A 25,014-nucleotide genomic window follows, 5' to 3' on the forward strand; every position below is an offset into this window, starting at 1 on the left:
ATCCGGGGATCGACCACCTTGGGCATGGGCCTTTTATAGCACAGTCGTGCTACATTCGACTCCAACGCTTCATAGCACGGTCGTGCTAAATAAATAGGGCCAGGCTGCGGACGATCACCGTGCCGATCCCTCGCGGCAGGCGATCACCCACGGCGACGGTTGCATCGGTGTCGCCGCGGTCGCCGACACGCAGGCCGTTGCTCCGGGACCCTCGGCAACGGCACTCGAGGGCATCGGGGCCAGGAGAGGCGCCCCCGGTCAGGAAGGAAGGCTGATGGTCATGCCCTGGGCATCATGGACGACGACCGGAGTGTTCGCCGGCCGGGGCGGCGCCCGCACCGAAGAGGCGGGGACAGTGACCGGCGACCTGACCGTCCACACCACCTGGGACGGCAGGCAGGCCGATGTGGCGGTCCAGTACAGCGGTGCCTCCCAGTGGTTCACCCTCAGTGGAAGCCCGGTGCCCTGCCCGTCCGAACGGGACAGCAGGGACCTGCACCAGGCGGTGGTGGAAGCGGTGAGGGCCGGTGGTGGTGCCGTCGTTCCGCGGTTCCACAGGTATCACGGGTAGTGCGCGGCCAAGGGGCCCACGGGCATGCTGTCTTCCGGAAGGCCTGTGTCATGCACCGGATGCGGGGTCGGCGTAGCGGAGCAGTACGCCCACTCCCTCGCTGAGCCGCAACCGCTGCTCGGGCACCACGACCAGCTCTGCCCCGGTGCCGACGAGGGCACGGACCAGGGCCGCGTCGGCGCGCTCGTCGCGCACGTCCTGTACGCCGTACGAGCGCAGCTCCCGCTCGGCGAGCGCGAGCTGGCCGGGTTCGGGGCCGACCCACAGACGAAACGACGACAACTCGGGGTGGCCGTTGAGGAAGAGGGCTTTGACCCCGCCGCGCTGCAGCGCCGACACAGCGGCGGCGAGGCCTTCGGCCGACGCTCCGTCGCGTGCGCGCTGGGTGAGGAAGGCGCCCAGAAGAGCCCGGTCGTGCGCCGCCAGACGCCCGGTGAAGAGAGCGTCGAGCCGGCGCTCCAGCAGTGCTCGACCCGGCCGGTAGTCACCGGCGCCTTTGACGGTGGTGGCCGCGGCTCGCAGCGAGGGGGGAAGCCGGTGGACGAGAATGCCGCGCGCCCAGACGTCCCCTGCGACGACCAGGGCCTCCGCGCCGATGCGCCGGGCGTGGCCCTGTAGGGTCCGGCCGAGCCGTACGGCAGCGCGCAGCCACTCGGTGACGGGGATCTCCTCATGCAGCCGCTCTCCGGGCGTGACCTTGGTCAGGGGCCAGGTGCCGACCTCGGCATCGACACGCACGGTGCCGGGGGCGTCCGTGGAGTGACGGCCGCGGTAGTGGACGTGAACCGCCAGGTACGGGATCCCGGGCGCGTGCTGGACGATCAGCGGCATGGTGTCAGGCAGCGTCCCGAAGTGCGCCATATCCCGTGCGGGTGGGGCGGGCAACTCGTCCAGCAGGGCCAGCCTGCCGTGTGCGGTGAACAGCGCCTGCCCGTGCGCGCCGGGGACGCCCGTGTCGCTGCCCACGGTGTCCGCCACCGCGGTGATGGAGTTCTGGTCCGCTCCTTCGGCCACCAGGGTGTCCCGCAGGTGCCGCCAGCGCCGTTCCACGGCGGCGTCGGCATCGTCGACGGTGCTGTCTCGGGACGTGTCCAGATAGACCGACGCGAACGGTCCGGGCTGCTTGTACAGAGGTTCGAGGAAGGAGAGTCTCACCGTCACTCCTGCGTACGCTGTCCACGCTCCGGAGACGGGGCCCGCCGTACCTGTCGGACGCGCTCGGTCGGGCGGTCACGCCGGGGAACCGTCCAGTTCCCAGGATGCGCCTGCCGCGTGGGCCTTGCCCCTCCGCGGCCCGGAGTCGTTCGTCAGCGGCGTGCAGGGCCCATGGTCCCCATGAATGCCCGATCGGCCCCTCTTCCTGAGCCGCCCGGCCGAGGCATCCTGAACAGGCCACAGGTAAGGAGTGCACGACATGCAGGCGCATGAAGGCGACGTGCTGCGGTTCACCGGCAGGACCGTGGGAACGCCGGAACACCATGCCACCGTCGTGGAAGTGCTCGGCCGTAACGGGGAACCGCCCTACCGGGTGCGCTACGACGACGGTCACGAATCCGAGATCTTTCCCGGCCCCGGATGCGTGGTCGAGCCACGTCCGGTCGGCGGCGCCCCGAAGGGGTAATAGCACCACGGCAGGCGCCGTTGCTCACGCCGTGCGCATGCCGACTCGCCTCCGTCGGTTGTGCGCACGGCCTGGGACGCGGCGGGAGGATGTCATGCGACTCAGCGGACATCGCGGTGTTCCGCACACCGCGGACCTGCGGGTCGAGGCATGGGCCCCGACCCGTGAGGAGTGCCTGCAGCAGGTGGTACGGGCCGTCTGCGAGTCGTTCCTGGACCTGACCGGAGCAGTCGGCGTCCGGCGGAGGGACGTCCTGGTGCGGGGCGACACCGACGAGGACGTGCTGATGGCCCTGCTCGAGGAGATTCTGTACTGGCTGGACGCCCAGGGTGAGATCCCGGTCGAGATGGAACCGGTCCCGGTCGCGGACGGTCTGCGCGTCAGCCTGCACATGGCAGAGACCGACTCGCTCCCGTTGACGGGAGCCGTGCCGAAGGCGGTCACCCTGCACGAGTTGGACTTCCGCCCGGGGCCGGAGGGCTGGACGTGTGCGGTGACTCTCGATGTCTGAGCGGTGCTGCCGCCGTCCGTGCCCCCACGCCGCCACGCATGCGTGCAACGGGCGTGGATCACATCGGTCGGCGGTGCGGCTGCCGACCGGTTCCATGCGCAATACCATGGACGCCACGGGGCAGGGGCGAACGGAACCGCCGCGTGCACCCTCGCTTCCACACAGAGGCACGTCGCCGGAAGGCGTACCCGCAGTCCCGTCCATCTCTGAATCGCCTGATCGTTCGCGGTGCCGACCACTGCCCGCGCCGCAGGAAGTCCCATCCCGCCCAGGGGCCGTATTCCGCGAACCGCCCGGATTCCACGGGCGTACCGGAAGGGGAAGACTCATGCCCGCCACACACTCATCCGACTTCAACCACACCATCCACACCTCGAACGTGTGGCTGAAATCGGTGGCCGAGAGCCTGGGAACGGAGGACCGCCACCTTGCCCACCGGGTCCTGCGGACCTGGATGCACACGCTCCGGGACCGACTCACTGTCGATGTGGCCGCCCACTTCGCCGCACAGCTTCCCGAGTTGATGCGGGGCGCCTACTACGACGGCTGGGACCCCAGCGCCGTACCGATCAAGTACGACCGCGAGGGTTACATGAACCGTTTCTCCCAGGAGGCCAGGGTCTCCGTCGAGGAAGTCCCCGAGATCGCCGCTGCGGTCACCGCCGCCGTCCACGAACATGTCTCTCCCGGGCAACTGGAGGCCGCGCTGGACCAGATCCCGACCGGCATCCGAACCCTCCTCCTCGAGCCGGCCTGACCGGTCCTGCGGCCCGCATCCCGCAGGGCACGGGCAGGCGACTGCTCCGCTGCCAGGACGGCAACCCACTGACGGGCGGTGACGGGTATGGACATCACGCTGGTGCAGGAGGGCCCGTTCCGGTTCCGGGTGGACCGGCAGGACCCGATGCGGGTGCCCGGGGTGGTCTTCGCGACACGGGACCTGCTTCCGCAGGCCGTCGGGGACAAGGCGCTGGAGCAGGTGGTGAACGTGGCGACCCTGCCCGGCATCGTGCGTGCCTCGTTCGCCATGCCTGACGTGCACTGGGGTTACGGCTTCCCGATCGGAGGTGTCGCCGCCACCGACACCGACGCCGGGGGAGTGGTCTCGCCAGGCGGTGTGGGATTCGACATCTCCTGCGGTGTCCGGCTCCTCGCCGCCGACATCGACCGCACGCCACTGGCCCCCAGGATGCGGGCGCTGATGGATGTCCTCGGTGACACCGTCCCGCGGGGGACGGGGCGTGGCGGGCTGTGGAAGCTGTCCGGCAGGCCCCAGATGGAGAAGCTGCTGGTCGCCGGGGCCGCGTACGCGGTCGAGTGCGGTCATGGCGTGGCACGCGACCTTGAGCGCTGCGAGGACCGCGGAGCACTGGAGGGCGCCGACCCGTCGCACGTCGGGCAGCGGGCCGTGGAACGGGGGCTTCAACAGGTGGGCAGTCTGGGATCGGGCAACCACTTCCTGGAAGTACAGGCCGTCGACGAGGTGTACGACGCCGAGACCGCGGCCGCCTTCGGCCTGCACGCCGAGCAGGTGTGCGTCATGATCCATTGCGGCTCGCGCGGACTGGGCCACCAGGTGTGCACCGACCACGTCCGCGTCATGGACCAGGCCCTGCGTGGATTCGGCATCCAGATCCCGGACCGGCAACTGGCCTGCGCGCCGGTCGTCTCCTCGCTGGGCCGCGCCTATCTCGGGGCGATGGCGGCCGCCGCCAACTACGGCCGCGCCAACCGGCAACTGCTCGGCCAGGCCGCGCGCCACGCCTTCACCGTCGCCGCCGGGGCGGGACTCGACCTGGTCTACGACGTCTCGCACAACACCGCCAAGATCGAAACCCATGACGTGGACGGCGTACCGCGCCGGTTGTGCGTCCATCGCAAGGGCGCCACCCTCGCGCTGCCGCCCGGCCACCCGGCGCTGCCGGAGGGCCTCGCGGAATCCGGGCATCCAGTGCTGGTGCCCGGCACGATGGGCACCGCCTCGTATGTGATGGTCGGCGCGGATGGCAATGACGCCTTCTGGTCCTCCGCCCACGGCGCGGGGCGTGTCTGGAGCCGCCACCAGGCGCTGCGCCAGGTCCGCGGTGAGCAGTTGCGAGGCGAGCTGGAGTCACGGGGCATCTCCGTGCGGCCGTCCTCCTGGCGTGGGCTCGCGGAAGAGGCCCCTGACGCCTACAAGGACGTCGACGCGGTCGCCCGTGCCACCGAGGGAGCGGGGCTGGCCCGCCTGGTGGCCCGCTTGGTGCCGCTCGGAGTCGTCAAGGGCTGACGATTGCCTGCGCACGGGCCCGGGACCACCTCGGTGGCCTACCGGTGCAGCCGTTCAGCGCACCAGCGGTGGTGGCCCGTGCCGACCGAGCTCATGGTGGAGCTGGCAGCGGATCGCATGGAGCGGTTCTCCTGTGGTCGAAGCCGTCGTCCTCGGGGATGCCGGTCACCACCCGGGTACACAGGCCCCTGTTCCGGGTGCTTCCGCGGTCAGAGCCGGGGCTGGGTGACGGCTGGGACGATGGCCAGGAGGACGACCGTGGTACTCGATGAGATCGGGCTGCTCAAGGCTGGAGAAGAGGAACTCGAAGAGCTCTTCAGGAAGAGTCCGCCTGGTGAGGTACCCAATGGTCCGATGGAGGGTACGGCCATCCTCCCGTGGGCGGGGAGTGTCGGGGCCCGCTTGCTCGCCGTGTTCGTGGGACTGAATCTGTGGCGCGGCAAGCTGTTCAGCCCGGACGGCCATCTGAGCAACCGGCTCACGCCGCTGGACATGCTTGCCGTCGTCGGCACTGTCGGGGCGGGGCCGAGCCAACTGGACGGTCAGGATTGCATCGTTGTCGACTACTCCCGAACTTCCCTGCTGGCTCAGGGTGTTCGGGACGAGATCCGGCAAGCGAGTCCGGACCTGTACCTGGGCCTGGTGTGGCTGTTCGGTCGCAAGGTCGGCTGGTTCGCGTTGCGGGTGCCGGGCGCCGAAAACGGATAGGGCGAGAACGCATCGAAACCCGCCACACCATCGCCCCTGCTTGGGACGTCCAACCCAGTGCGTGTGGTGGGCCGTCAGCGAGCAAGCGACCTCGTCGTCGGGGGAATGAAAGTACCGACGGCAGGGGAAGAACGATCCTGGACCGTCGGTGCGCACGATAGCCGAAGAATGCTTCTGACGTGCCGAGTTCGCCCCTTGATAGCGCCTGGTGGACAGGCCTGTCACGATAATCCTGTTCGACGCCAGGCGTCGGGGGAGGGGCTTCGGCGGCCTGTCCCGCCCCGGTCCGGGGTCGGCCGCTGCCCGGTGCTGGAGGATGACGTGTCCGCGAAGAACCGCCGTCTGACGGCTCTGTCCATGCTGCCCTTCGTGATGATGGCGTCGGTCGCCGTCGTCGACATCGCCGCCGGATCCGCGATGGGGTTTGTGCCGTTGGTGTCCCTGGGGCCCGCCTTCGCCTCGCTCGTGGGTGGCAGGAAGCGCACTCTGTGTATCGGAGCGATCGCGCTGCTGCTCAGCGTCGTGCTCAGTTGGTACGACGACCTGTTGGACGTTCGGCGCGGCTCGATGACGCTCGCCTCGGTCGTCGGCGTCACGGCGGCCGGTCTGGTGGCCGTGTCCATGCGCCGGCAACGACAGGCGGAGCTGGACAGCGTCCGCTCGATCGCCGAAGCCGCCCAGCGGGTGCTGCTGAAGCCCGTGCCCCGGCTGGCCGGGCGCCTGCGGGCGGCAGTCTCCTACATGTCCGCCGTCGCTGAGGCGCGTATCGGTGGCGACCTGTACGAGGTGGTCGTCACACCGCAGGGCGTGCGGGTGATCGTGGGCGATGTGCAGGGCAAGGGACTGGAGGCGGTGGAGACCGCGGCGGTGGTCCTCGGTGCCTTCCGCGAAGCGGCGCCGGACGAGACGGACCTGGTACAGGTGGGGCGCAGGCTGGAGAGGGCCGTGGACCGGCAGTGGGAGGGCGAGAAGTTCGTCACCGCGGTCCTGGCCGAGGTGAGCGCGCACCGGGTCACATTCCTCAACTTCGGCCATCCCGCACCCATGCTGATCCGCGCCGACGGCGCGGTGGAGCTTCCCGAACCGCCTGCCTTCGCGCTGCCCCTCGGACTGGGCAGCTACGGAACGCCACAACCGGAGCCGTATCACGCCGAGTTCCTCCCGGGCGACCAACTCCTGCTGTACACCGACGGAGTCATCGAGGCCCGCAACGACGAGGGGCGCTTCTACCCGCTTCCCGAGCGCTCCCACCTGCTGAAGGAGAACGACCCCGAGGCGGCGCTGGAGACCCTGCGGCAGGACCTGCTGCAGCACATGGGCTGCCCCCTCAACGACGACGCGGCCATGCTTCTGCTGCGGTACCGGTGACGCGACCGGGAGGCGACCGTCTCGTATCCGGGACGGGTCGGCGGGCAGTCACCTGTCCCGGTAGACCTGCCCGCCTGGATGACCCCCTTTCCCGGCACTAGGGGGAGTTGTTCCAGTCGTACGGTCCGCCGCCGCGCCACTCGATCAGTTCCGGGTCGTCGACGGCCGTGTTGGTGGCGGGCAGCCCGGCGCGATGCAGGAAGTCCAGCACGTCGAACAGGCTGTACGCGGTGCCCATGCGCTCGCCGTGGATCGTCACCCGCCGGCCACCGTCCGGCGATGGCGGTAGCACGACCACAGGTGGACGGCGCCCTCTCATACGACTACCATGCGCCGCCCTCGACGGCCCGACAAGGGCCAGGTCCGCTGACGCCATGGCCCATGGTTGCCGCATCGGTAGGGCGGCGGGAGACTGCCGGTATGCGGCGATGGGGCTCGCCGCCGACCGCACCCCTGGGTGCCGCTGGTCACCAGCTTCTGGCCAGCCCGCGTCTGAGGAGGTCAGGGACATGCCCGGGATCACCGTCGACATCGACGCCACCGCTTCCTCCGCCCTCCGCACCATCGGCGATGTGGAGTCCAGCCGGCTCACCTCCGGCGGCTGGCCGGTCGGGCACGGCAGCGTACCCGACACCCTCGACGACGGCCGTCCGCTGGACGCCCTGGTACTGATGCCCGAACCCGCGCTACCCGGCGCCACCGTGCCGGCCCTGCCGCTGGCCGTCCTTCACCTGGCCGCCCCACAGTCCGCGACGGTCGCCCCCGTGCTGCTGTGCGTGGCGGAGGATCCCCGCTTCGTCGACCTGGGAGGGGCCGAAGACCCGACTCGTCGGCCCGCGGCCCTCGACGCCTGGGCCGCTGTCCTGGCCCGCTTGCAGCCTCGGACCTCCTACAAGATCACCGACTGCGGGCCCCGCACCGAGGCCGAGCGCCTGCTGGCCGAGGCCCACCGCGCCTATGAGCGGCTCACCGGATGCCTCGACTGAGGGCTGTCCCAGAAGGCCGTGTCCGCAAGCTACGAGGGTTCCGCGCAAAGGCGGTAGCCCGTCACCAGTTCCGGAACGATGCGCACCACATGCGCCATCTCCGCGTTGACCCAGGGGACGAGCAGTCGACGGTAGTGGGCCACGTCGTCGGGGGCGGTCACCCTTGACGCCACGCCGGTGACCACGACGCTCCAGCCGGTGCGCGTGACCGGATCGATCCGGTCGGCCTCATAGGCCACGACCTCGGAGGCCAGGGAGTGCCCCAGAAGCGTGGAGCCGGTGTGCGTGCGGATCACGATGGTGCCGTCGCCCCCCACCACATGGTTGACCGGACGGATCGCCGGCAGGGCCTGATCGGTGAAGGCCACCCGGCCCATCTGTACCGTGCCCAGCAGTTTCAGGGCCTCGTCGCGGTCCAGCTCCACCATGTGCGTCGACGCGCCGGGTTGTGACGACACAGGTTTCACGACAGCTCTTCCAGTGACATGCGCCTCGCGCCGGAGGGCCAGAACACATCGACGTCCACGCCGCTGCTGCGAGCGTAGGCGACCAGGTGCGCCGTCGCGTCCCGGCCGTTGGACGGCGAGCCGTCCCACACCGCCAGCAGACGACCGCAGGCGCGCAGTACGCTCTCGTCCGCGCCGACACAGGCGCCACGGTCGGCCGGGTCGTACTCCAGCAGTCTCACCTGCTCCGACAACACCAGCAGCTCCCCAGCCGCCTTGAGGTCGTCCTCCTCCAGTACCGCTGGCACACCACTTCTGGAGGGCAGTACGGTCACCAGCGGCAGGCCCGCGGCACGGGCCGCCCTACCGAAGGCGACCGGCAGTCCCCGACCGGCATGCACCAGCCCGGACCGTCCCGCCCGCGCGAAGCCGACCAGACGCCGCCTCAGCTCCTCCTCCAGCATCGCCAGGGTGGGCGCGGTGAGATCGGGGTGACCCACGACAGCGATCACTTACGGCAGTCCTTCCTCCGCTTCCCCGCGCCGAACCTGTTCCGGCACGGTCGTACGGAATGGGAAGCGGCCGCTCACGGGAACACCTGAACCCTCCCGGCCCGAAGAAGAGGAGTCCACCGGCCAACAGGGGTGCATCCGGGGCCGGTCGGCCCCTTGCCGCAGAAGTCCTCCCCGTGCCCTCGTTCCGGGGGCTCCCGGTTCGCGCGCATGCGCCTGCCAGGAAGAAGTCCCGAACCGTACGTGGACCACCTCACCGCGGCGGTCGACAGCCGGTTCGGCGCTTGCCTTGCCGTGCGTCGCCAGGGCCTCAGGGCCCGTAGCGGCTGATCGTCTTCCCTCTGTACCAGTCCAGTTCTCTGAAATTGGACCAGGCGCTCGCACGACGGCCCGCCTACCGTCGCTCTTGATCACCGAGACGAACGGAGCCTGCCCGTGTATCCGTGCCTTGCCGCAGACCGAGATGACCTTCCCGCCTTGCTGGAGACCGTCCGCCGGCACGCCGCCGCTGTGCTGGACGCCGTCGACGAACGAGAGGTCGTCCCCCGCGCCCTTGTTCCACAGGAGGTTCCGCTGCCCGTACGGGGGCAGGGGCTGCGCATGGCGCTGGAGGAGTTTGCGGAGCGCTGGGAACCAAGCCTGTCGTCGAGCGCCGGACCGCGCTATCTCGGGTTCGTCACCGGCGGTGCGACGCCGGCCGCGCTCGTCGGGGACTGGCTGACCTCCACCTGGGACCAGAACGCCAACTCGTCGCTGGACGGTGCGGGGCAGGCCCTGGAGCGGGAGACGACCGGTTGGCTGCGGGACCTGTTCGGTCTGCCCGACGCCCATCACGGAGTCTTCGTCAGCGGTGCGACCATGTCCAACACCGTCGGTCTGGCGATCGCCCGGGAATGGCTGGGCGAGCGGCTCGGCGTCTCGCCGGCCGAGGACGGGGCACGGGCTCTCGGCGCGGTGCGGGTGCTGTCGGGGGCGGCGCATTCGAGCGTCCCGAAGGCGCTGTCGATGCTGGGCCTGGGGCGCAGCGCCCTGGTCCCGGTGGACACGCTCCCCGGGCGGGAGGCGGTCGACCCCGCCGCGCTCGAAGACGCGCTGCGACAGGCGGACGGCCCCTGCGTCGTGGTGGCCAACGCCGGCACAGTCAACACGGTCGACTTCGACGATCTGCGCGCACTGGCCGAATTGCGGAACCGTCACGACTTCTGGCTGCACGTGGACGCGGCCTTCGGCGCCTTCGCCGCACTCTCCCCGGAACACGCGCACCTGGTCGCCGGACTCGACCTGGCCGACTCGATCTGTGTCGATCTGCACAAGTGGCTGAACGTGCCCTACGACAGCGCGGTGCAGTTCACCCGCCGCCGCGATCTACAGACGGCTGTCTTCCGGAACGCGGCTGCTTACCTCGGCCCGCTCGGCGACACCCCCGACACGGTGCACCTCACCCCGGAGAACTCCCACCGCCTGCGGGCGCTGGCCGCCTGGTTCACCCTGCGCGCCTACGGACGTGAGGGCCATCGTGAGATCGTCGAACGCTGCATCGCCTGCGCCCGCGCCCTGGGCGACGCCATCGACACCATGCCGTCCCTGCGGCTCCTCGCACCGGTCCGCCTCAACGTGGTCTGCTTCACCCTCGCCGACAATCCCACCCCGGATCGTCTTGCCGCGCTCGCCGACCGGCTGGCCGACGAGGTCTTCCTCACCCCCACCATCCACGAGGGCTTGCCCGCGTTGCGCGCCGCGTTCAGCAACTGGCGTACCACCGAGGCGGACACCCGTCGCGTCGTCGCGGCACTGCGCAACGCTCTGGGGAGGCCATGAGCACGAGCCCGCGTCGACTGCCCGATTTCCGGTGCGCGTTGTGACTCGCCGCCGGATCAACGGACGTGGCCGGGTCAGTCCGACGTCTTCTTCTCACCCATTCGTTCGACGAAGCCCTGGGCCTTCTCCACACCAGTGTCGATCTTGTCGCTGTACTTGCGGTCGGTCTTGTCGTCGATGAGGTCGCCGACCTTCGCCAGCCCCTGGCTGATGGTCTCACCGTGGGTTTCGGCGAGCTCTTCCGCCTTGTTCTTGAGGTTCTTCAGAGCATCGAACATCAGGCTGTCCTCCTTCGGCGATGCGGTCTGCGCACCGGTTTCCAGGCCAAGCGGCGGCTCTACCGATCGAGCCAGGTGCCAAGGCACTGGAACATGATCCCATGCGTGTGTGGCGGACAAGAAACAGCGCATGGTGTGCACGGTAGAGGAAAGCCGACCGCCGGGTCGGCACGCTTGAAGCCGGTTGGACTGGTGGTCCGAAGGAGTGTGTTCCACTTGCGGGGAAGGCGGGATAGGGTCAATTTCCGCGAGATCTTGTACGGAGGTGCCGAGGATGGAGAGCAGCCCGCCAGTACGCCGAGGGCGGCCGCCGGGCAGCGGAGCCGTGGAAGGCAAGCTGACACCCCGTCAGGAGAATATCGTCCGGTTCATCACGGACACGGTCGAGCGGCAGGGCTATCCACCGTCGATGCGGGAGATCGGGCGGGCCGTGAACCTGGCGAGTACCTCCTCGGTCGCGCACCAGTTGATGGTCCTCGAGCGCAAGGGGATCCTGTACCGCGACCCCAACCGGCCGCGCGCCTACCAGGTGCGTCCTTCCTGGGCCCCCGATCTGGACGCAAGAGCCGAGCCTCCGGTGGAAGTGCCACTGGTGGGACGGATCGCCGCCGGCGCGCCCCTGCTCGCCGAGGAGATGGTCGAGGACGTCTATCCGCTGCCACGCCAACTGGTCGGTGAGGGCGATCTGTTCGCCCTCACCGTGTCCGGTGACAGCATGGTCGACGCGGCGATCTGTGACGGTGACATCGTCACGGTGCGCCGCCAGGACAGCGCAGACCACGGCGATATCGTCGCCGCGCTCCTCGACGACGAGGCCACCGTCAAGCAACTGCGCCGACGGGACGGGCAGGTGTGGCTCATGCCTCACAATCCGGCCTACGAGCCGATCCCCGGCGACCAGGCGCAGATCCTCGGCAAGGTCGTGAGCGTGCTGCGGCTGCTTTGAGTCGTGCAGGGTTCTCGTGGGCGGCGGTGCGTCGTGGCCTTCGCGCTCCTGGTCTCACCAGAGCGCGTGGAAGTGGTGGACCGGCCCGTGACCGTGCCCGACATGCAGCATGTCGGCGGCTCGCAGGGCGCCGGTCAGGTAGTCCTTGGCCTCCCGGGCGGCTGTGAGCCAGTCCGAACGGCGCGGCCGCAGCGCCGCGATCGCCGAGGACAGGGTGCAGCCGGTGCCGTGAGTGTGGCGGGTCGCGACCCGCGGCGCGGCGATCTCGACGGGGCCTTCGCCGGTGCTGAGTACGTCCACACAGGTGCCGTCGTCGAGATGGCCGCCTTTCAACAGCACTCGCCGGGCCCCGAGGGCGTGCAGCCGTCGTACCTGTTCGTGCATCTCCGCGACGCTGGTGGCCTGCCGGGCGCCCAGCAGGTCCGCGGCCTCGGGCAGGTTCGGCGTGATCAGGTCGGCACGGGGGACGAGTACGTCACGCAACGCGGCCACCGCGTCCGCTGCCAGCAGTCGGTCGCCACTCTTGGCCACCATGACCGGGTCGAGCACCACGTACGCAGGGGCGAACCGGTCCAGTGCCTCGGCCACGGCGTGGACGACCGACGCCTCGCCCAGCATGCCGATCTTCACCGCGTCCGCGGGGACGTCGGTCAGCAACGTGTCCAACTGGGTGCGGACGAAGGCCGCCGGCACCGTGAGTATCTCGCGCACGCCGGTGGTCGTCTGTGCGACCAACCCGGTGACCACCGCCATGCCGTAGCCGCCGAGGGCCGAGAAGGTCTTCAGATCGCCCTGGATTCCCGCGCCACCGCTGGGATCGGTGCCGGCGATCGACAGCACCTTGGGAACAGGAGTCATCGACGACGTCCCTTCGCTAGTCCGAACTAGATCAGGTTCAACGGGTGTGATCTCAGCCCGTGTTCGGGCACCCCGCGTCGCGCCCCACGGTAACAGAGCATCAGAGGTGGTCGATCGGCCGACCACGGAGCGGCTCTGGTCCGAGCGGCCGTCGATGTTGTGCGTAACTTCGCGCAGGTGATCGCGTTGAGTCCAGACAAGCGAAAGCAGGTGACGCCGCTTGTCCTTCGAACAGTCCGTCCCGTCCCGCCGCGCGCTACTGGTGGCCGCGGCTCTCCTGCCACTGGCGGGATGCGGCGCAGGTGACCGCTCGGCGTCCAGGGTGACCCCGATGGCGGGGCATCGCCCTTCCCCATCCCAGGATGATGGGCGGTTCGCGGCGCTCGAACGCAAGCACGGTGCCCGTCTGGGCGTGTACGCCCTGGCGACCGGAAGCGGCGCCACCGTCACCTACCGTGCCGACGAGCGTTTCGCGTTCTGCTCCACCTTCAAGACACTCGCCGCGGCGGCGGTCCTGCACCGAAACCCACTCAGCCACCTGGACAAGCACGTCACCTACACCAAGGCCGACGTCAACTCCATCTCGCCGATCACCAAGGACCACATCGCGACCGGCATGACCATCGGGCAACTGTGTGATGCCGCCATCCGATACAGCGACGGCACGGCTGCCAACCTCTTGGTGCGCGACATCGGCGGTCCGCCGCAGTTGACCGCCTTCCTGCGCGGACTCGGCGACACCCGCAGCCGGATGGACGGCTACGAGCCCGAGCTGAACAGACGCGGCCCGCGGGACCCGCGCGACACCACCACTCCCCGGGCGATCGCCGCCGACTACCACAGACTGGTGGTCGGCGACGCGCTGAGCGCGGACAGACGCGCCCAGCTCAAGGACTGGCTCGAACGCAACACCACCGGCGCCCGGCGCATCCGGGCCGGGCTTCCCCGGGGATGGACGGTGGCCGACAAGACCGGCACCGGGGACTACGGCCGGGCCAACGACATCGCCATCGTGTGGCCGCCCGGCGGCGCCCCGCTCGTGGTGGCCATCATGTCCGACCGACCCGGATACGACACTCCTCCCCGGGAGTCCCTGATCGCCGAAGCCACCAGGCGGGTCGTCTCGGATCTCACCTGACCGAGCCTCGCCCGGTTCGGCGTGGTGCGGAGTACTCGGCGGCGGCCGTGGGCACGGTCGCCGCCGGGGTCGCTGTACACAGGCACGTACGCGGCCAGTGGGGTCAGCAGCCTCCGCAGTTGTAGTAGAGGACGTCCCAGTGGTTGCCCTCGTCGGCGTAGATGTTGCCCGACCCCGACTTGTACTGGGGCGCGCCGTCGCCGCGCAGGCCGATGTAGGTGAAGCCGTTCTTGATGTAGCTGGTGATGCAGGTGTTCTTCCCGTAGTCGAGCTTGTAGCCGTTCCAGTGCGAGTAGGTGCCGCTGGCGTGGCCCGTCTCGGTACCGCCGGTGATGTTCAGCGCACAGCCGGAAGCCCGCTTGAGGGTCTGGGCGCCCTGGGCGGTGGAGAGGTTGAGCTGGTCGAAGGACGTGCAGGTCGAGACGTTCCGGTTGGAGCAGTTACCGGAGGACGACCAGGTGATGCCGACCGAGCTGAACATCGAGGTGGCGGTGGCGTGGGAAATCTTGGTGACGGTGACGGCCTGGGCACCGTCCTGGGCGGCTAGGGCGTCACCGGCGCCGCTCAGGACGGCGAGCCCGGGGGCGACGGTCAGCGCGAGAGCCGTGAGGGCGGAGCGGATCTTCATGGGGGACCTTCCTGCGGTCGGGCCGTGCTTCGTGAGGGGCGGCTGGGCAGGTGGTGCAGGGAGATGGTGCCCGAGGCTGGGCGCGTCCGCCAGAGGGTGGGACAGGGCAACTCGGCATCACGGCCCTGACGCCAGAAGTTTGACCTCCGTAAGGCGCCAGTCCCCCTACAGCACGGCCCGCGCCCTGCCCGAGGAGCACGTTCTCCGGCATGCCTCGGAGGCGGGTGGCGTACTGGTCTCGGACGAGATCAAGCTGACGCTCGACTCTCCGCGATCAAGCAGAACTGACGCGTCCGGGGACGAAACCGGGTGTGCCCTCGGGGGAGTCGGCGCCGGGCGCCGCGGTCATTCTTCCTCGAGCACCGATTTCACGAGGTCCAGCGCCAGGTCCCGGGTGCGATGGACCGGGAGGGCGTAGTCGGTGAACCAGTCGTCGGTGGCCTCCGGGTGCGGCCCTGTGACGCCCACGCGGCCGGCTCCGAACCGGGCCACCATCGCAGCGGGCATACCGTTCGGATAGGTCGCCAGGACTTTCGCGTCCGCGCCCTCGTCGAGGACGAAGTAGGGCCCGTCCTGGAAGAAGACGGTGCGGGGCAGGCCTCGCCACACCACCTCGACCAGTGTGTTGCCGTCGTGGTGGACCGTGCACCCCGGTGCGGAGATGTACTGGTCGCTGTCGCCCGGCAGCAGATCGAACCCGGGGGTGGCGCCGGCCAGATAGGCGCCCAGGCAGAAGCCCAGGTAACGTCCGCCTCCCCGGACGAAGTCACGGATCGCGTCGCGCTGCCGCCGCAGCTTCCGGTAGGCGGGGGAGAGCGTGCCGCCGCCCGGTTGGGCGTACACCAGGGCCCGGGACAGCGACTCGGCCGTCAGTGGCAGTTCCTCGTGCGGCCCGGTGAAACGGACGTCCAAGTCCCAGGGGGCGGCGGCGAGCAGTTCCGCGACCGCCTCGGGGCAACCGGGCGACGAGGCCGGCCCCCGGTACACGAGCGCGAGCGGGCGGTCCCTCTCGCCAGACACCTCGTGGTTCGCCATACGTCCTCACCGCCACGTCCTCGTCACCGTCGCACGCACCGACGGTGGGCGTTCTTCCGAGCCGCCGGTGGTTCGCTCGGCCAGCCCCTCGGCGGGGAGCCCGCTCCAGCTCGTCCTCGGCGTCAGCCGTTCACCCTTCATGACCAGGGACAGAGCCCCCAGCCGGACACCCTCGCCCACCACCGCGTCGTACAGGACGATCGCGCGGGTGCCGACGCTCGTGCCGGACTGGAGGGTCACCTTCGACATCTTCATGACACGGTCTTCGAACAAGTGTGTTTGCAACGAGACGTTCATGCCGACCGCCGCGTCGTCGCCCACCTCCACCAGGTCGAACTCGGTGAGGAAGGTGGTCCCGATCCAGGTGCGTCGGCCGATGCTGGCACCGAACAGGCGGAGCACCGGGGGCAGGAACGGTGTCCCCACCAGCGTACCCACCCCGGCCGGGACGGCGGCGGCCTCGAAGAGGCCCGTGACGAACTCCGTGCGCCGGACGAACAGGCTCCACAGCGGCTCGACCCGCGGCCGGTACGTCCCGATGACGATGTGCTTGACCAGCACGCAGTACGCGATGACCGCCACCGCGGCGCCCATCGCAAGAAGCGGCGACACGAGCACCGCCGCCAGCAGCCCCGTACGGAGGGAGAGGCCGGACAGCATCAGGAGATACAGGTAGACGCTCGACGTCAGCACGGAGGCGGGCATGGTCGCGCGGAAGAACTCGATGCCCAGGCGGCCGAGGACCGCCCCGCGGGTAGGCCGGTACGTCAGCTCCTCGGGGTAGGACCCGCTGCTCTGGCGCACCGGCAGCCGGAGGGCGGGCGAACCCAGCCACGTGGTGCCGTCGCCCACGTGGTCCGGCGGCGGGACCGTGCCCACGCCGACCAGCGAGCCCGCTCCCAGTTCCGTTCCGGCCGGTACGAGCGCCGAGTTTCCGACGAACGCTCGGCTGCCCACCTCGGTGGGCCCGAACGCCATCCGGTCGCCCGCGAAGGCGGCGGCGCCGATGCTCGCCATGTCGGCGACGAAGCTGCCCTCCCGGAGGGTGAGCAGATCCGGATCGATGTACGCGGCGGTAGACACCTCGGCGCCCCGGCCGACCCGCGCGCCGAGCAGCCGCAGCCACGGCACGGTGTAGAGCGTGGCATAGAGCGAGTTGGTGAACGTGAGGCTGTACTCCAGCAGCTTGTCCGCGATCCACTTGCGCACACCGAGCGAGGAGCGCGCGGGATGGATCCCGAGGGGCACGCCGGGCAGCACCACGCGCTTTCCGACGGCGACCACGACGCATACCGTGGCCACGAAGACCGGGCCGGCCAGCGCGGTGGCAGCCAGCCCCGCCCCCATGCCCCAGCGCAGCCACGCGAGCCAGAACAGCGTGACACTCGGCAGGACCATCACCAGCGCGGCCAGTTCCAGGCAGGCCAGGCCGAGCAGCGCACCGGCGATTTGAGGTGGCCGCCAGCGGTCCGCTTCGCCATGCCTGCCCAGCATGGTCTCGACGGCCGGGCCGAAGGACTCGACCGGGCGCGCGGGCGATCCGGCCCGGCGCGCTCCAGCGGGAATCGTCTCGCCCTGCCCGATGACGGACTGCGCACCGAGCCCGGAGCGGTGACCCATGCGCGCACCGGGTTCGAGCACCGCGTTGGCCCCGACGTACGCCCGCTCGCCGATGGTGATCGGGGCGACCGTGACCCATCCGTCCGCGACCTGCCAGGGCCGCAGCGAGACACCGTAGCCGACCGCGGTGTCGCTGCCGATGCTCAGCAGGGTCGGTAGGGAGACCATGCTGGTGGCGATTGTGATGCGGGCTCCGACGCGGGCTCCGAGCAGCCGCATGTAGGGAGCCGCCAGGGGGGAACCGCTGAGCACCCGCAGCGGGCTGACGGCCAGCAGCAGGTTCAGCACCCACAGGCGCAGGTAGGTCAGGCCCCACAGTGGGTAGCGGCCGGGACCAATTCCCGCCGCCAGCGGGCGCGACAGGACGAGGGGGGCGATCCAGCGCACGGCGAGGTAGCCGACCAGCACGGCGAGCATCGACTGCGTCACCTCCCAGTCCGAGACCCGGCCGTGACGTGCGGCGTACGACACGGCCACCGGCAAGGTGAGCAGGAACAGCAGGGCGTAGAGCGTCCCGGCCTGGGCCAGGCCGGCAAGTGCGATGCGGCCGCTGCCGTGGCGGATCGGTTTCGGGCGGGGCGGCCCCGCCACGCGAGTGGTGGCCGCCGGGGTGCTCAGCCGCGCCGCGAACGCGCGCACCGTCGGATGTTCATAGAGGTCGCGCAGTGTGGGGCCGGTTTCGCCGCCCCGTCCGCGCAGCAGCGACACGACGCGGGCCGCCACCAGCGAGTGGCCACCCAGGTCGGTGAAGAAGTCCGCCTCGGCCGACAAGGCGTCCGTGGGTATGCCGAGCACCTCCGCCCAGATGTCCCGCACCCGCGTCTCCACTTCGCCCCGGGTGGGCACCATCCGGCCGGTGCCCACGAGCCGGCGACCGGTGGGCGCGGGCAGCCGCTTGCGGTCGACCTTGCCGCTCGGCATGGCCGGGAGGCGGTCGAGGACGTCCAGGAACGACGGCACCATGTAGGAGGGCAGGGCGCGGTGCAGGCGCTCGTGCAGGCGGGCGGCGAGGGCCTCGTCGGAGGCGGGGTCCGGGCCTGGGGCGCGTACCACGTAGGCGACGAGGACCTTGCCGTTCTCGCTCCCGTCCCCTCCGGCCGGGCTCCGGTCGTCCGGGTTCCGGGGCGCCCCGCTCGCTTCCGGCGCCGCGACGAGCGCGGTGACGGCCTCGGCCACGTCGGGGTCCTCCAGCAGGACGTTGTCGATCTCACCGAGCGCGACCCGGTAGCCACGGATCTTCACCTCGGCGTCGGCCCGGCCCAGGTACTCGATCTCCCCGTCTGCGGAGATCCGGCCGAGGTCTCCGGTGCGGTAGAGCCTGCTGCCCCGGGGCGCCAACGGGTGCTCGATGAAACGGTCGGCGGTCAGGTCCGGTCGGCCCACATAGCCGCGGGCGAGGCCGGGGCCGCCCAGACAGATCTCGCCGACCGCACCGTCGGGAACGGCCCGGCGGCGTTCGTCGAGCAGCACCACCGAGTAGGTCGGCAGGGGCCGTCCGATGGTCACGGGTCTGCCGGGAAGCAGTTCCTGCCACGTCGCGGTGACGGTGGCCTCGGTCGGCCCGTACGTGTTGAGGATGCGGCGGCCCGGCTTGCTCCACCGCTCGACGAGCCGCTCCGGGCACGCCTCGCCGCCCACGATGATGCTGCGGATGTGCAGTAGCTCCCGCGGGATCGTCGCCAGCAGCGTCGGCACGCAGTACAGCACCGTGATGCCGTGGTCTTCCAGGAAGTCGGCGAGTTCGGCGCCGAACCGTCCGGGGCCGGTCGGTCCGGCGACCAGTGTGGCGCCGGTGATCCAGGTCGGCCAGATCTCCTCGATGGAGAAGTCGAACGCGATGGTCATGCCCTGGTACACCCGGTCGTCCGGTCGTACGTCGTAGACGGGGGTCACCACCTGGAGGAAGTTGCAGATGCTCGACTGAGCGATCTCCACGCCCTTGGGCTTGCCGCTGGATCCCGAGGTGTACGCGATGTACGCGAGGGGGTCGTCCGCGCCCGGATCCACCGCCGCCGGACGCGTTGCGGGGAGGGCGGCGAGTTCACCGGCCCACAAGTCGGTCTCGATCACCCGGCACGCCCGGGAGGTCCCCACTTGCCGCGCTCCCGGCGCGAGAGCGGACGTGGTCAGCAGTACGGCCACCTCGGCGTCACCCAGGATGAAGGCGATCCGGTCCGGCGGTGACGTGGGGTCGATGGGCACGAACGTCGCCCCGGCCTTGCAGACACCCAGCAAGGACGCGTACATGTCCACCGAGCGCGGCAGCAGGAGGGCCACCCGCGTACCCGGACCGATGCCCAGGCGGCGCAGATGGTGGGCGACCTGGTTGGCACGTGCGTCCAGGTCGGCGTACGTCAGGCTCCGCTGCTCGCATACGAGCGCCACGGCCGACGGTGTGCGGTCACAGGCGGATTCGAAGAAACGGTGCAGTCGGTCGGCCGTGTCTGTCGTCGTCGGGCCGAGGTGGCCCTCCGACGGAACGACGGGCCCGGCCGCGGTGTGGGAGGCCATGGGCTCCCTCTCGTCGCTTTTGGGTTCGAGATGGCTGGTCGTTCCCCGTAATGCTCCCAGCCTGTGCGGAGCCCGCTGAGAAGACGCTGAGAAGACACCGGGTGACCGGCCCGGCATGCGGAAACAAGCGAAAAGGTGCCTGTCGGTGGGGGGTGGCCCGCAGACCGGGTGGGCGAGCGGATGTCCACGTCGGAGTGGAGCTGCTCGGCCGCCAACCGGTGAGTTCGGGAAAAACACCGGAATCCCTCTGCATTACGAGTCAAAACGGTTTGCGCTTCGAATCATTGATGCCCCCGGTTCGGCCTCGGGCAGGAAGTGGGGCATCTGTGCGACATGGCTCGGTACCGCACGGTGACGATAAAATCCGCACTATGAACGCACGGCTGGCATTGCTCAGCGCGGTGGCACCCGGTGTCACGGAAAGCGAAGTATTCCGGCTGGCACTTCAGCATGCCGTAGGCGAGCTGGGCGCTCTGGGCGGAACGGTCCATCTTCGCGGTCCTATTTCCGCGCTGCGCATGGTGTCGTCCGTCGGCCTTCCTCTCGACCTCACCCGCTCCTGGGAGATCATCGACAAGGAGAGCCTGCTGGCCCCAGCACGTGCCCTGCACCGGGGCGGTGGCGTATGGGCGCCGTTGGACGCCACCGGACCCGCCCCAGTGGTCTGGGATGCCGACCCATCGGCGGCGGTGCCGGAGGCCGCATGGCCCGGCACCGGCCTGGCCGCCGTGCCGTTGTCCGGCGGGGACCGCAGCATCGGCGTGCTCACCGTGCTGACGGGCGACCAGGGCGAGCCCACGGCTGAGCAGTGGGACTTCCTACGGGCCGTGGTCGCCTGGACCGAGGAACGCATGGCCCAGGCGCCGCCGGCGTCCGGACCCGCCCGGACCGAGCGCCATGGTGAGCGCCTGCAGCAGGCTCTGAAGGACATCAGGGTCGGATCATGGGACTGGAACATCCAGACGGACGACCTGATCCTGGACGAGGCGGCCCTGGAGCTCTACATCGCCGTCCCTGCCGAGTTCAACGGCAAGATGGAGGGTTGGATGCGGGACGTCCATCCCGATGATCTGGCACCCACGTTCGCGGCGGTGCAGCGCGCGATCCGTGACCAGGCCCCGATGGAGGTCGAGTACCGGGTACGGCGCCCGGACGGCACGTACCGCTGGACACAGACCCGCGGCAGGGCGACCTACGGCGAGAACGGCGAACCCCTCCACATGAGCGGCGTGGTGTGGGAAAGCAACGAGGAATCCACTCGTGACGCGCTAGGCCGGGCCCTGCGTTACATGAGCGACGGCTTCCTGGCAGTGGACGACGCGTGGCGGATCACCTTCGCCAACCTGGAAGCGGAACGCACGCTGGGCTGCTCCGAGGAGGAGATGTTCGGGCTTCGGCTGTGGGAGCTGCCCGCCGTACGGCGGATCCCGGACCTGGAGAGCCGCTGCCGGCAGGCCGCGGCCGAGGAGAAGACCTCCGGCTTCGACCTGTGTATGCCGGACACAGGGCGTCGCTACCACCTGCGGCTGGTCCCCGGATCCGACGGCCGCACCGTCTACCTCACGGACGTCACCGAGAAGCGGCGCATGGAAGACGAGCGCGAGGCGGCCGAGCGTGCCGCGTCCGAGCGGGCGGCCCACATCACGGAGCTGACCGCGGCGCTCGCCAAGGCGACGACCTCCCGGGACGTGGTGGACGCGGTTGCCTGGCGGGTGCTGCCGCCGTTCGGTGCCACCGGCCTCCTGGTGCAGGCAGTCGAGGGCGACCGGCTTCGCAACGTCGGATCGTTCGGCTATCCGGAAGACTTCCTCGACGCCGTCGACGGCCATCTCCGGGCACCGAACGAGCCGCCCTGGAGCACGATCAGATCCGGCGAGCCCCAGTTCGTGTCGTCGGTGAGGGAGATGGCCGCGTACAGTCCCGAACTCGCCCGTCTGGCCGCGCTGTCGAGGAAGCAGGCGTGGGCCTTCCTGCCGCTGACTGCCTCCGGCCGTACGTTCGGGGTGTGCGTCGTGACCTTCGACCGTCCACGCCGCCTCGCCCCCGAGGAACGCACACTGCTGACCACGATCAGCGCCCTCGTCGCACAGGCCCTGGAACGGGCCCGGCTCTACGACGCCGAGTTCACCCGGTCCCGCGAACTCCAGCGCAGCCTGTTGCCCCGGGACCTGCCGGTCCTGGCGGCGTGCACGGCCGCCGCACGCTATCTCCCCGCCGGACAGGGCATGGACGTGGGTGGCGACTGGTACGACGTCATCCCGCTCTCCGGCGGGCAGGTCGCCCTCGTCGTCGGCGACGTCATGGGTCACGGCCTGCCCGAGGCGGCCACAATGGGCCGCCTGCGCACCGCCGTTCACACCCTGGCCGACCTCGAACTGCCTCCCGACGAGATCATGGGACACCTCAACGACATCGTCGGCGCCATGGGTGAGGGGTCGTACGTCACCTGCCTGTACGCCCTCTACGATTCCACCACGCAGATCTGCACCATCGCCCGTGCGGGGCACCCGCCGCCCGCCCTGGTCCACCCCGACGGCTCGGTGCACTTCCCGGAGTTGCCCCCCGACCCACCGCTGGGCGCCGCGGATCCGCCCTTCGAGACGATCGAGTTGCGGGTGCCCGAGGGAAGCCTGCTCGTGCTCTACACCGACGGGCTGGTGGAGTCTGCGAACCGGGAGATCGACGAGGGGATGGCGGATCTGGCCCAGCTCCTGCGCACCGCCCACGAGGAGGGTGCCGACGACGACCTGGAGCGCCTGTGCGACACCGTGACGGCCGCTCTGATTCCAGCCGAGTACCAGGCGGCCGACGACGCGGCGCTGCTCGTCGCCCGTCTGCATGCCCTGAGTGGCGAGAGCATGGCCTCCTGGCCGCTGCCCAAGGACCCGAAGGCGGCCGGCCAGGCCCGCCAACACGTGCGTGAGCAACTCTCCGCCTGGGGCCTGGACGACCTGACACCCACCACGGAACTGCTGGCCAGCGAACTGGTCGGCAACGTCGTACGGCACGCCCAGGGCCCGGTCAGGCTGCGCCTGCTGCGTGCCGGCGAACTGATCTGCGAGGTCTTCGACGGCAGTCTGACGATGCCTCGCATCCGCCGTGCGACGGAGAACGACGAGGGAGGCCGCGGCCTGCAACTGATCACGGCCCTCTCCCAGCGCTGGGGCGCGCGCTACACGCCGACAGGGAAGTGCATCTGGACCGAACAACCCCTGCTCGGCCCGGACGGCGGCAAGGAGCGGTCGGCCGACGGGCTGGACCCGCTGTTACTCCTGAACGCCGACGAGTTCGAGGGAGATCTGGACGGGCTGACCTTCGACGGTCAGGACCTGGAACAACGATGATTCGGGTCGGGCAGCCCACAGGCGCCGGCGAAAGCAACGGGCCCTCGTCCGGGGTTGCCACCAGGCACGCGGTGAACCCCGTTGAAATGCCTCACTGGTTGCCCACTTTGAAGAATTTGTCACGATATTCGGTATTTATGTTGCGGTAGAATTCTTTACCGAGCGCTGACACTTCACCGGGTGTCTGCCGACTCGGTGATGGGGCAGTTGCCGGTAGTTCCGGGCTGACATGATGGGGGGCGTGACATGCGGCGAGTCGTCCACGTGCGCGTTGACAACGCCGCCCGCGACAGCGTTCCTGATACCGACAGCGCCGGCCTGAGCTTCCGCCCCTCGCGCTGACGTTCGCCGCCGACGCGGCCATCCCCGACCGGCTTTCGCAGCCGGTCCGTTCCACTCGCCATCCATCCGTACCGGTCCCTTCGCGCACCCTCTCGCGGGAGACGTCGCGAAGCCGACCGGTCCGAGAGGCGATCCCTCGTGCGCGCAACGGCACTCGCCATCCTCCTGGCGCCCCACCCAGCCGTCGGCACCCGCCCAGGCACAGACGCCGCCACCGAACCGATCCCACGGAGGTCAGACGCCCGTGCACAACACCACTGCCCTGCTCATCGAACTCGGCGCGACCATCCTCGCGCTGGGGCTGCTGGGCCGTCTTGCCGGCCGGGTGGGCCTGTCGCCCATACCCCTCTATCTCCTCGCGGGACTTGCCTTCGGTCGCGGCGGCATCCTGCCGCTGCAGGCCAGCGAGGAGTTCGTGGCCACCGGCGCCGAGATCGGAGTCGTTCTCCTGCTCCTCATGCTCGGCCTGGAATACAGCGCATCCGAACTCGTCACCAACCTCAAGACTCAATACCCTTCCGGCGTGTTCGACTTGCTCCTCAACGCACCACCCGGCGCCATCGCGGCGCTGATCCTCGGCTGGGGTCCGGTGGCCGCCGTCGCGCTGGCCGGGGTTACCTGGATCTCCTCCTCCGGGGTGATCGCCAAGGTGCTCGGCGACCTGAGACGGCTCGGCAACCGTGAGACCCCGGTGGTACTCGGGGTACTGGTCCTGGAGGACCTGGCCATGGCCGTGTACCTGCCGATCCTCACCGCCTTGCTCGCCGGGGTGAGCCCGGCCGGCGGTGCCTTCACCTTGCTGGTCGCGCTGGGTACCGTCGGCGTCGTTCTGTACGTGGCCCTGCGCCATGGCCGTCTGGTGAGCCGAGCGGTCTCCTCCGACCTGCCGGAGATGCTCCTCCTGGTCGTCCTCGGTCTGACCCTGCTCGTCGCCGGCCTGGCGCAGGAGGTCCAGGTCTCGGCTGCCGTGGGCGCGTTCCTGGTCGGCATCGCCCTGTCCGGCGAAGTCGCCGAGGGCGCCGGTAATCTCCTCACGCCCCTGCGGGACCTGTTCGCCGCGGTCTTCTTCGTCTTCTTCGGCTTGCGCACCGTCCCGGCGGACATCCCGCCCGTGCTGCTCCCGGCACTCGCTCTGGCCGTCATCACCACGCTGACCAAGGTCGCCACCGGCTACTGGGCGGCAGGCCGCGCCGGAATCTCGCCCAAGGGCCGCTGGCGGGCCGGGGGAACCCTGGTCGCACGCGGCGAGTTCTCCATCGTCATCGCCGGGCTCGCCGTCGGCGTGGAACCGCGTATCGGCCCGTTGGCCACCGCATACGTCCTGATCCTGGTCATCCTTGGACCGTTTGCTGCCCGCTGGACCGAACCTCTCGCCCGCCGCATCGGCCGCCGTCCTCCCACCGAGCCCGTCGCCGAGGGCACCGCCGCCCAGACTCACGAGGCCGCCCATGTACACGGCTGAGCACGCCACGGCAGGATGTGCGGTCTCCGTACGAGTCCGGTC

At 70.0% G+C, this 25,014-nt stretch carries 22 protein-coding genes and 1 riboswitch; of the genes, 13 read left to right on the plus strand and 9 right to left on the minus strand.

The window, feature by feature from the left end:
- Window positions 1-280: 280 nt before the first annotated feature.
- Entirely contained in the window at window positions 281-571 is a 291-nt protein-coding gene (locus tag ACWDEX_RS27505) for a hypothetical protein (RefSeq protein ID WP_450466855.1), read from the plus strand.
- Between the two features lie 48 nt (window positions 572-619).
- Here the strand turns inward: ACWDEX_RS27505 and ACWDEX_RS27510 are convergent, their stop codons facing one another.
- The gene (locus ACWDEX_RS27510) at window positions 620-1,726 is read right to left on the minus strand and encodes a baeRF2 domain-containing protein (protein WP_450466857.1); all 1,107 of its coding nucleotides are present in this window, start codon (window positions 1,724-1,726) and stop codon (window positions 620-622) included.
- Between the two features lie 259 nt (window positions 1,727-1,985).
- Here ACWDEX_RS27510 and ACWDEX_RS27515 point away from each other — a divergent pair, with 259 nt between their 5' ends.
- From ACWDEX_RS27515 to ACWDEX_RS27540, 6 genes are all read left to right on the plus strand, one after another.
- A complete protein-coding gene (locus ACWDEX_RS27515; protein WP_450466858.1) occupies window positions 1,986-2,192 on the plus strand; it encodes a DUF1918 domain-containing protein in 207 nt (68 codons plus the stop codon).
- Window positions 2,193-2,286: 94 nt separating this feature from the next.
- Window positions 2,287-2,703 carry an archease gene (locus ACWDEX_RS27520; RefSeq protein WP_450466859.1) on the plus strand — a complete coding sequence of 139 codons (417 nt, stop codon included), beginning with the start codon at window positions 2,287-2,289 and terminating at the stop codon, window positions 2,701-2,703.
- A 328-nt stretch (window positions 2,704-3,031) separates the two neighbouring features.
- On the plus strand, window positions 3,032-3,460 hold the full coding sequence (locus tag ACWDEX_RS27525; RefSeq protein ID WP_450466861.1) for a DUF2267 domain-containing protein: 429 nt from the start codon (window positions 3,032-3,034) through the stop codon (window positions 3,458-3,460).
- Window positions 3,461-3,547: 87 nt separating this feature from the next.
- Window positions 3,548-4,972 (plus strand): RtcB family protein, encoded by a 1,425-nt coding sequence (locus ACWDEX_RS27530; protein ID WP_450466863.1) that lies wholly within the window; start codon window positions 3,548-3,550, stop codon window positions 4,970-4,972.
- Window positions 4,973-5,230: 258 nt separating this feature from the next.
- Window positions 5,231-5,680 (plus strand): hypothetical protein, encoded by a 450-nt coding sequence (locus ACWDEX_RS27535; RefSeq protein WP_450466864.1) that lies wholly within the window; start codon window positions 5,231-5,233, stop codon window positions 5,678-5,680.
- 357 nt (window positions 5,681-6,037) lie between these two features.
- Window positions 6,038-7,048 (plus strand): PP2C family protein-serine/threonine phosphatase, encoded by a 1,011-nt coding sequence (locus tag ACWDEX_RS27540; protein WP_450466954.1) that lies wholly within the window; start codon window positions 6,038-6,040, stop codon window positions 7,046-7,048.
- A gap of 97 nt (window positions 7,049-7,145) precedes the next feature.
- On the opposite strand, the gene ACWDEX_RS27545 is transcribed toward ACWDEX_RS27540, so the two are convergent.
- The gene (locus ACWDEX_RS27545; RefSeq protein ID WP_450466865.1) at window positions 7,146-7,367 is read right to left on the minus strand and encodes a hypothetical protein; all 222 of its coding nucleotides are present in this window, start codon (window positions 7,365-7,367) and stop codon (window positions 7,146-7,148) included.
- A 190-nt stretch (window positions 7,368-7,557) separates the two neighbouring features.
- Between ACWDEX_RS27545 and ACWDEX_RS27550 the strand changes: the two genes are divergently transcribed.
- On the plus strand, window positions 7,558-8,034 hold the full coding sequence (locus ACWDEX_RS27550) for an inorganic diphosphatase (RefSeq protein ID WP_450466866.1): 477 nt from the start codon (window positions 7,558-7,560) through the stop codon (window positions 8,032-8,034).
- Between the two features lie 29 nt (window positions 8,035-8,063).
- Here ACWDEX_RS27550 and ACWDEX_RS27555 read toward each other — a convergent pair whose 3' ends face one another.
- Both ACWDEX_RS27555 and ACWDEX_RS27560 read right to left on the minus strand, forming a co-directional pair.
- Window positions 8,064-8,492: a pyridoxamine 5'-phosphate oxidase family protein gene (locus tag ACWDEX_RS27555; RefSeq protein WP_450466867.1), complete on the minus strand. Its 429-nt coding sequence runs from the start codon at window positions 8,490-8,492 to the stop codon at window positions 8,064-8,066.
- Between the two features lie 5 nt (window positions 8,493-8,497).
- Window positions 8,498-8,992, minus strand: coding sequence for a hypothetical protein (locus tag ACWDEX_RS27560; protein ID WP_450466868.1), 495 nt, complete (start codon window positions 8,990-8,992; stop codon window positions 8,498-8,500).
- Between the two features lie 435 nt (window positions 8,993-9,427).
- Between ACWDEX_RS27560 and ACWDEX_RS27565 the strand changes: the two genes are divergently transcribed.
- Window positions 9,428-10,810 carry a pyridoxal phosphate-dependent decarboxylase family protein gene (locus ACWDEX_RS27565; protein ID WP_450466869.1) on the plus strand — a complete coding sequence of 461 codons (1,383 nt, stop codon included), beginning with the start codon at window positions 9,428-9,430 and terminating at the stop codon, window positions 10,808-10,810.
- A 74-nt stretch (window positions 10,811-10,884) separates the two neighbouring features.
- Here the strand turns inward: ACWDEX_RS27565 and ACWDEX_RS27570 are convergent, their stop codons facing one another.
- Window positions 10,885-11,088 (minus strand): antitoxin, encoded by a 204-nt coding sequence (locus ACWDEX_RS27570; protein WP_450466870.1) that lies wholly within the window; start codon window positions 11,086-11,088, stop codon window positions 10,885-10,887.
- 274 nt (window positions 11,089-11,362) lie between these two features.
- On the opposite strand from ACWDEX_RS27570, the gene lexA reads away from it, so the two are divergent.
- Window positions 11,363-12,034 (plus strand): transcriptional repressor LexA, encoded by a 672-nt coding sequence (lexA, locus tag ACWDEX_RS27575; protein ID WP_450466871.1) that lies wholly within the window; start codon window positions 11,363-11,365, stop codon window positions 12,032-12,034.
- 54 nt (window positions 12,035-12,088) lie between these two features.
- On the opposite strand, the gene thiD is transcribed toward lexA, so the two are convergent.
- On the minus strand, window positions 12,089-12,892 hold the full coding sequence (thiD, locus tag ACWDEX_RS27580) for a bifunctional hydroxymethylpyrimidine kinase/phosphomethylpyrimidine kinase (RefSeq protein WP_450466873.1): 804 nt from the start codon (window positions 12,890-12,892) through the stop codon (window positions 12,089-12,091).
- Window positions 12,884-12,977, minus strand: a riboswitch (TPP riboswitch). Its footprint overlaps the gene before it by 9 nt.
- 135 nt (window positions 12,978-13,112) lie before the next feature.
- On the opposite strand from thiD, the gene bla reads away from it, so the two are divergent.
- Window positions 13,113-14,030, plus strand: a complete 918-nt coding sequence (gene bla / locus ACWDEX_RS27585; protein WP_450466875.1) for a class A beta-lactamase — start codon at window positions 13,113-13,115, stop codon at window positions 14,028-14,030.
- A gap of 103 nt (window positions 14,031-14,133) precedes the next feature.
- Here the strand turns inward: bla and ACWDEX_RS27590 are convergent, their stop codons facing one another.
- From ACWDEX_RS27590 to ACWDEX_RS27600, 3 genes are all read right to left on the minus strand, one after another.
- Entirely contained in the window at window positions 14,134-14,658 is a 525-nt protein-coding gene (locus tag ACWDEX_RS27590) for a hypothetical protein (protein ID WP_450466876.1), read from the minus strand.
- Window positions 14,659-15,003: 345 nt separating this feature from the next.
- The gene (locus ACWDEX_RS27595) at window positions 15,004-15,693 is read right to left on the minus strand and encodes a BPL-N domain-containing protein (RefSeq protein ID WP_450466877.1); all 690 of its coding nucleotides are present in this window, start codon (window positions 15,691-15,693) and stop codon (window positions 15,004-15,006) included.
- 6 nt (window positions 15,694-15,699) lie between these two features.
- Window positions 15,700-19,824 carry a Pls/PosA family non-ribosomal peptide synthetase gene (locus ACWDEX_RS27600; protein WP_450466878.1) on the minus strand — a complete coding sequence of 1,375 codons (4,125 nt, stop codon included), beginning with the start codon at window positions 19,822-19,824 and terminating at the stop codon, window positions 15,700-15,702.
- 371 nt (window positions 19,825-20,195) lie between these two features.
- Between ACWDEX_RS27600 and ACWDEX_RS27605 the strand changes: the two genes are divergently transcribed.
- Window positions 20,196-23,168 (plus strand): SpoIIE family protein phosphatase, encoded by a 2,973-nt coding sequence (locus ACWDEX_RS27605; protein ID WP_450466879.1) that lies wholly within the window; start codon window positions 20,196-20,198, stop codon window positions 23,166-23,168.
- Window positions 23,169-23,754: 586 nt separating this feature from the next.
- Window positions 23,755-24,972 carry a cation:proton antiporter gene (locus ACWDEX_RS27610; RefSeq protein ID WP_450466881.1) on the plus strand — a complete coding sequence of 406 codons (1,218 nt, stop codon included), beginning with the start codon at window positions 23,755-23,757 and terminating at the stop codon, window positions 24,970-24,972.
- Window positions 24,973-25,014 lie beyond the last annotated feature (42 nt).

This window comes from Streptomyces sp. NPDC001020, assembly GCF_053599115.1.

Coding starts and splice junctions, on each gene's coding strand:
- ACWDEX_RS27505 (WP_450466855.1), top strand. CDS start 281: ATGCCCTGGGCATCATGGACGACGACCGGAGTGTTCGCCGGCCGGGGC.
- ACWDEX_RS27515 (WP_450466858.1), top strand. CDS start 1,986: ATGCAGGCGCATGAAGGCGACGTGCTGCGGTTCACCGGCAGGACCGTG.
- ACWDEX_RS27520 (WP_450466859.1), top strand. CDS start 2,287: ATGCGACTCAGCGGACATCGCGGTGTTCCGCACACCGCGGACCTGCGG.
- ACWDEX_RS27525 (WP_450466861.1), top strand. CDS start 3,032: ATGCCCGCCACACACTCATCCGACTTCAACCACACCATCCACACCTCG.
- ACWDEX_RS27530 (WP_450466863.1), top strand. CDS start 3,548: ATGGACATCACGCTGGTGCAGGAGGGCCCGTTCCGGTTCCGGGTGGAC.
- ACWDEX_RS27540 (WP_450466954.1), top strand. CDS start 6,038: ATGCTGCCCTTCGTGATGATGGCGTCGGTCGCCGTCGTCGACATCGCC.
- ACWDEX_RS27545 (WP_450466865.1), bottom strand. CDS start 7,367: ATGAGAGGGCGCCGTCCACCTGTGGTCGTGCTACCGCCATCGCCGGAC.
- ACWDEX_RS27550 (WP_450466866.1), top strand. CDS start 7,558: ATGCCCGGGATCACCGTCGACATCGACGCCACCGCTTCCTCCGCCCTC.
- ACWDEX_RS27570 (WP_450466870.1), bottom strand. CDS start 11,088: ATGTTCGATGCTCTGAAGAACCTCAAGAACAAGGCGGAAGAGCTCGCC.
- lexA (WP_450466871.1), top strand. CDS start 11,363: ATGGAGAGCAGCCCGCCAGTACGCCGAGGGCGGCCGCCGGGCAGCGGA.
- thiD (WP_450466873.1), bottom strand. CDS start 12,892: ATGACTCCTGTTCCCAAGGTGCTGTCGATCGCCGGCACCGATCCCAGC.
- ACWDEX_RS27590 (WP_450466876.1), bottom strand. CDS start 14,658: ATGAAGATCCGCTCCGCCCTCACGGCTCTCGCGCTGACCGTCGCCCCC.
- ACWDEX_RS27595 (WP_450466877.1), bottom strand. CDS start 15,693: ATGGCGAACCACGAGGTGTCTGGCGAGAGGGACCGCCCGCTCGCGCTC.
- ACWDEX_RS27600 (WP_450466878.1), bottom strand. CDS start 19,824: ATGGCCTCCCACACCGCGGCCGGGCCCGTCGTTCCGTCGGAGGGCCAC.
- ACWDEX_RS27605 (WP_450466879.1), top strand. CDS start 20,196: ATGAACGCACGGCTGGCATTGCTCAGCGCGGTGGCACCCGGTGTCACG.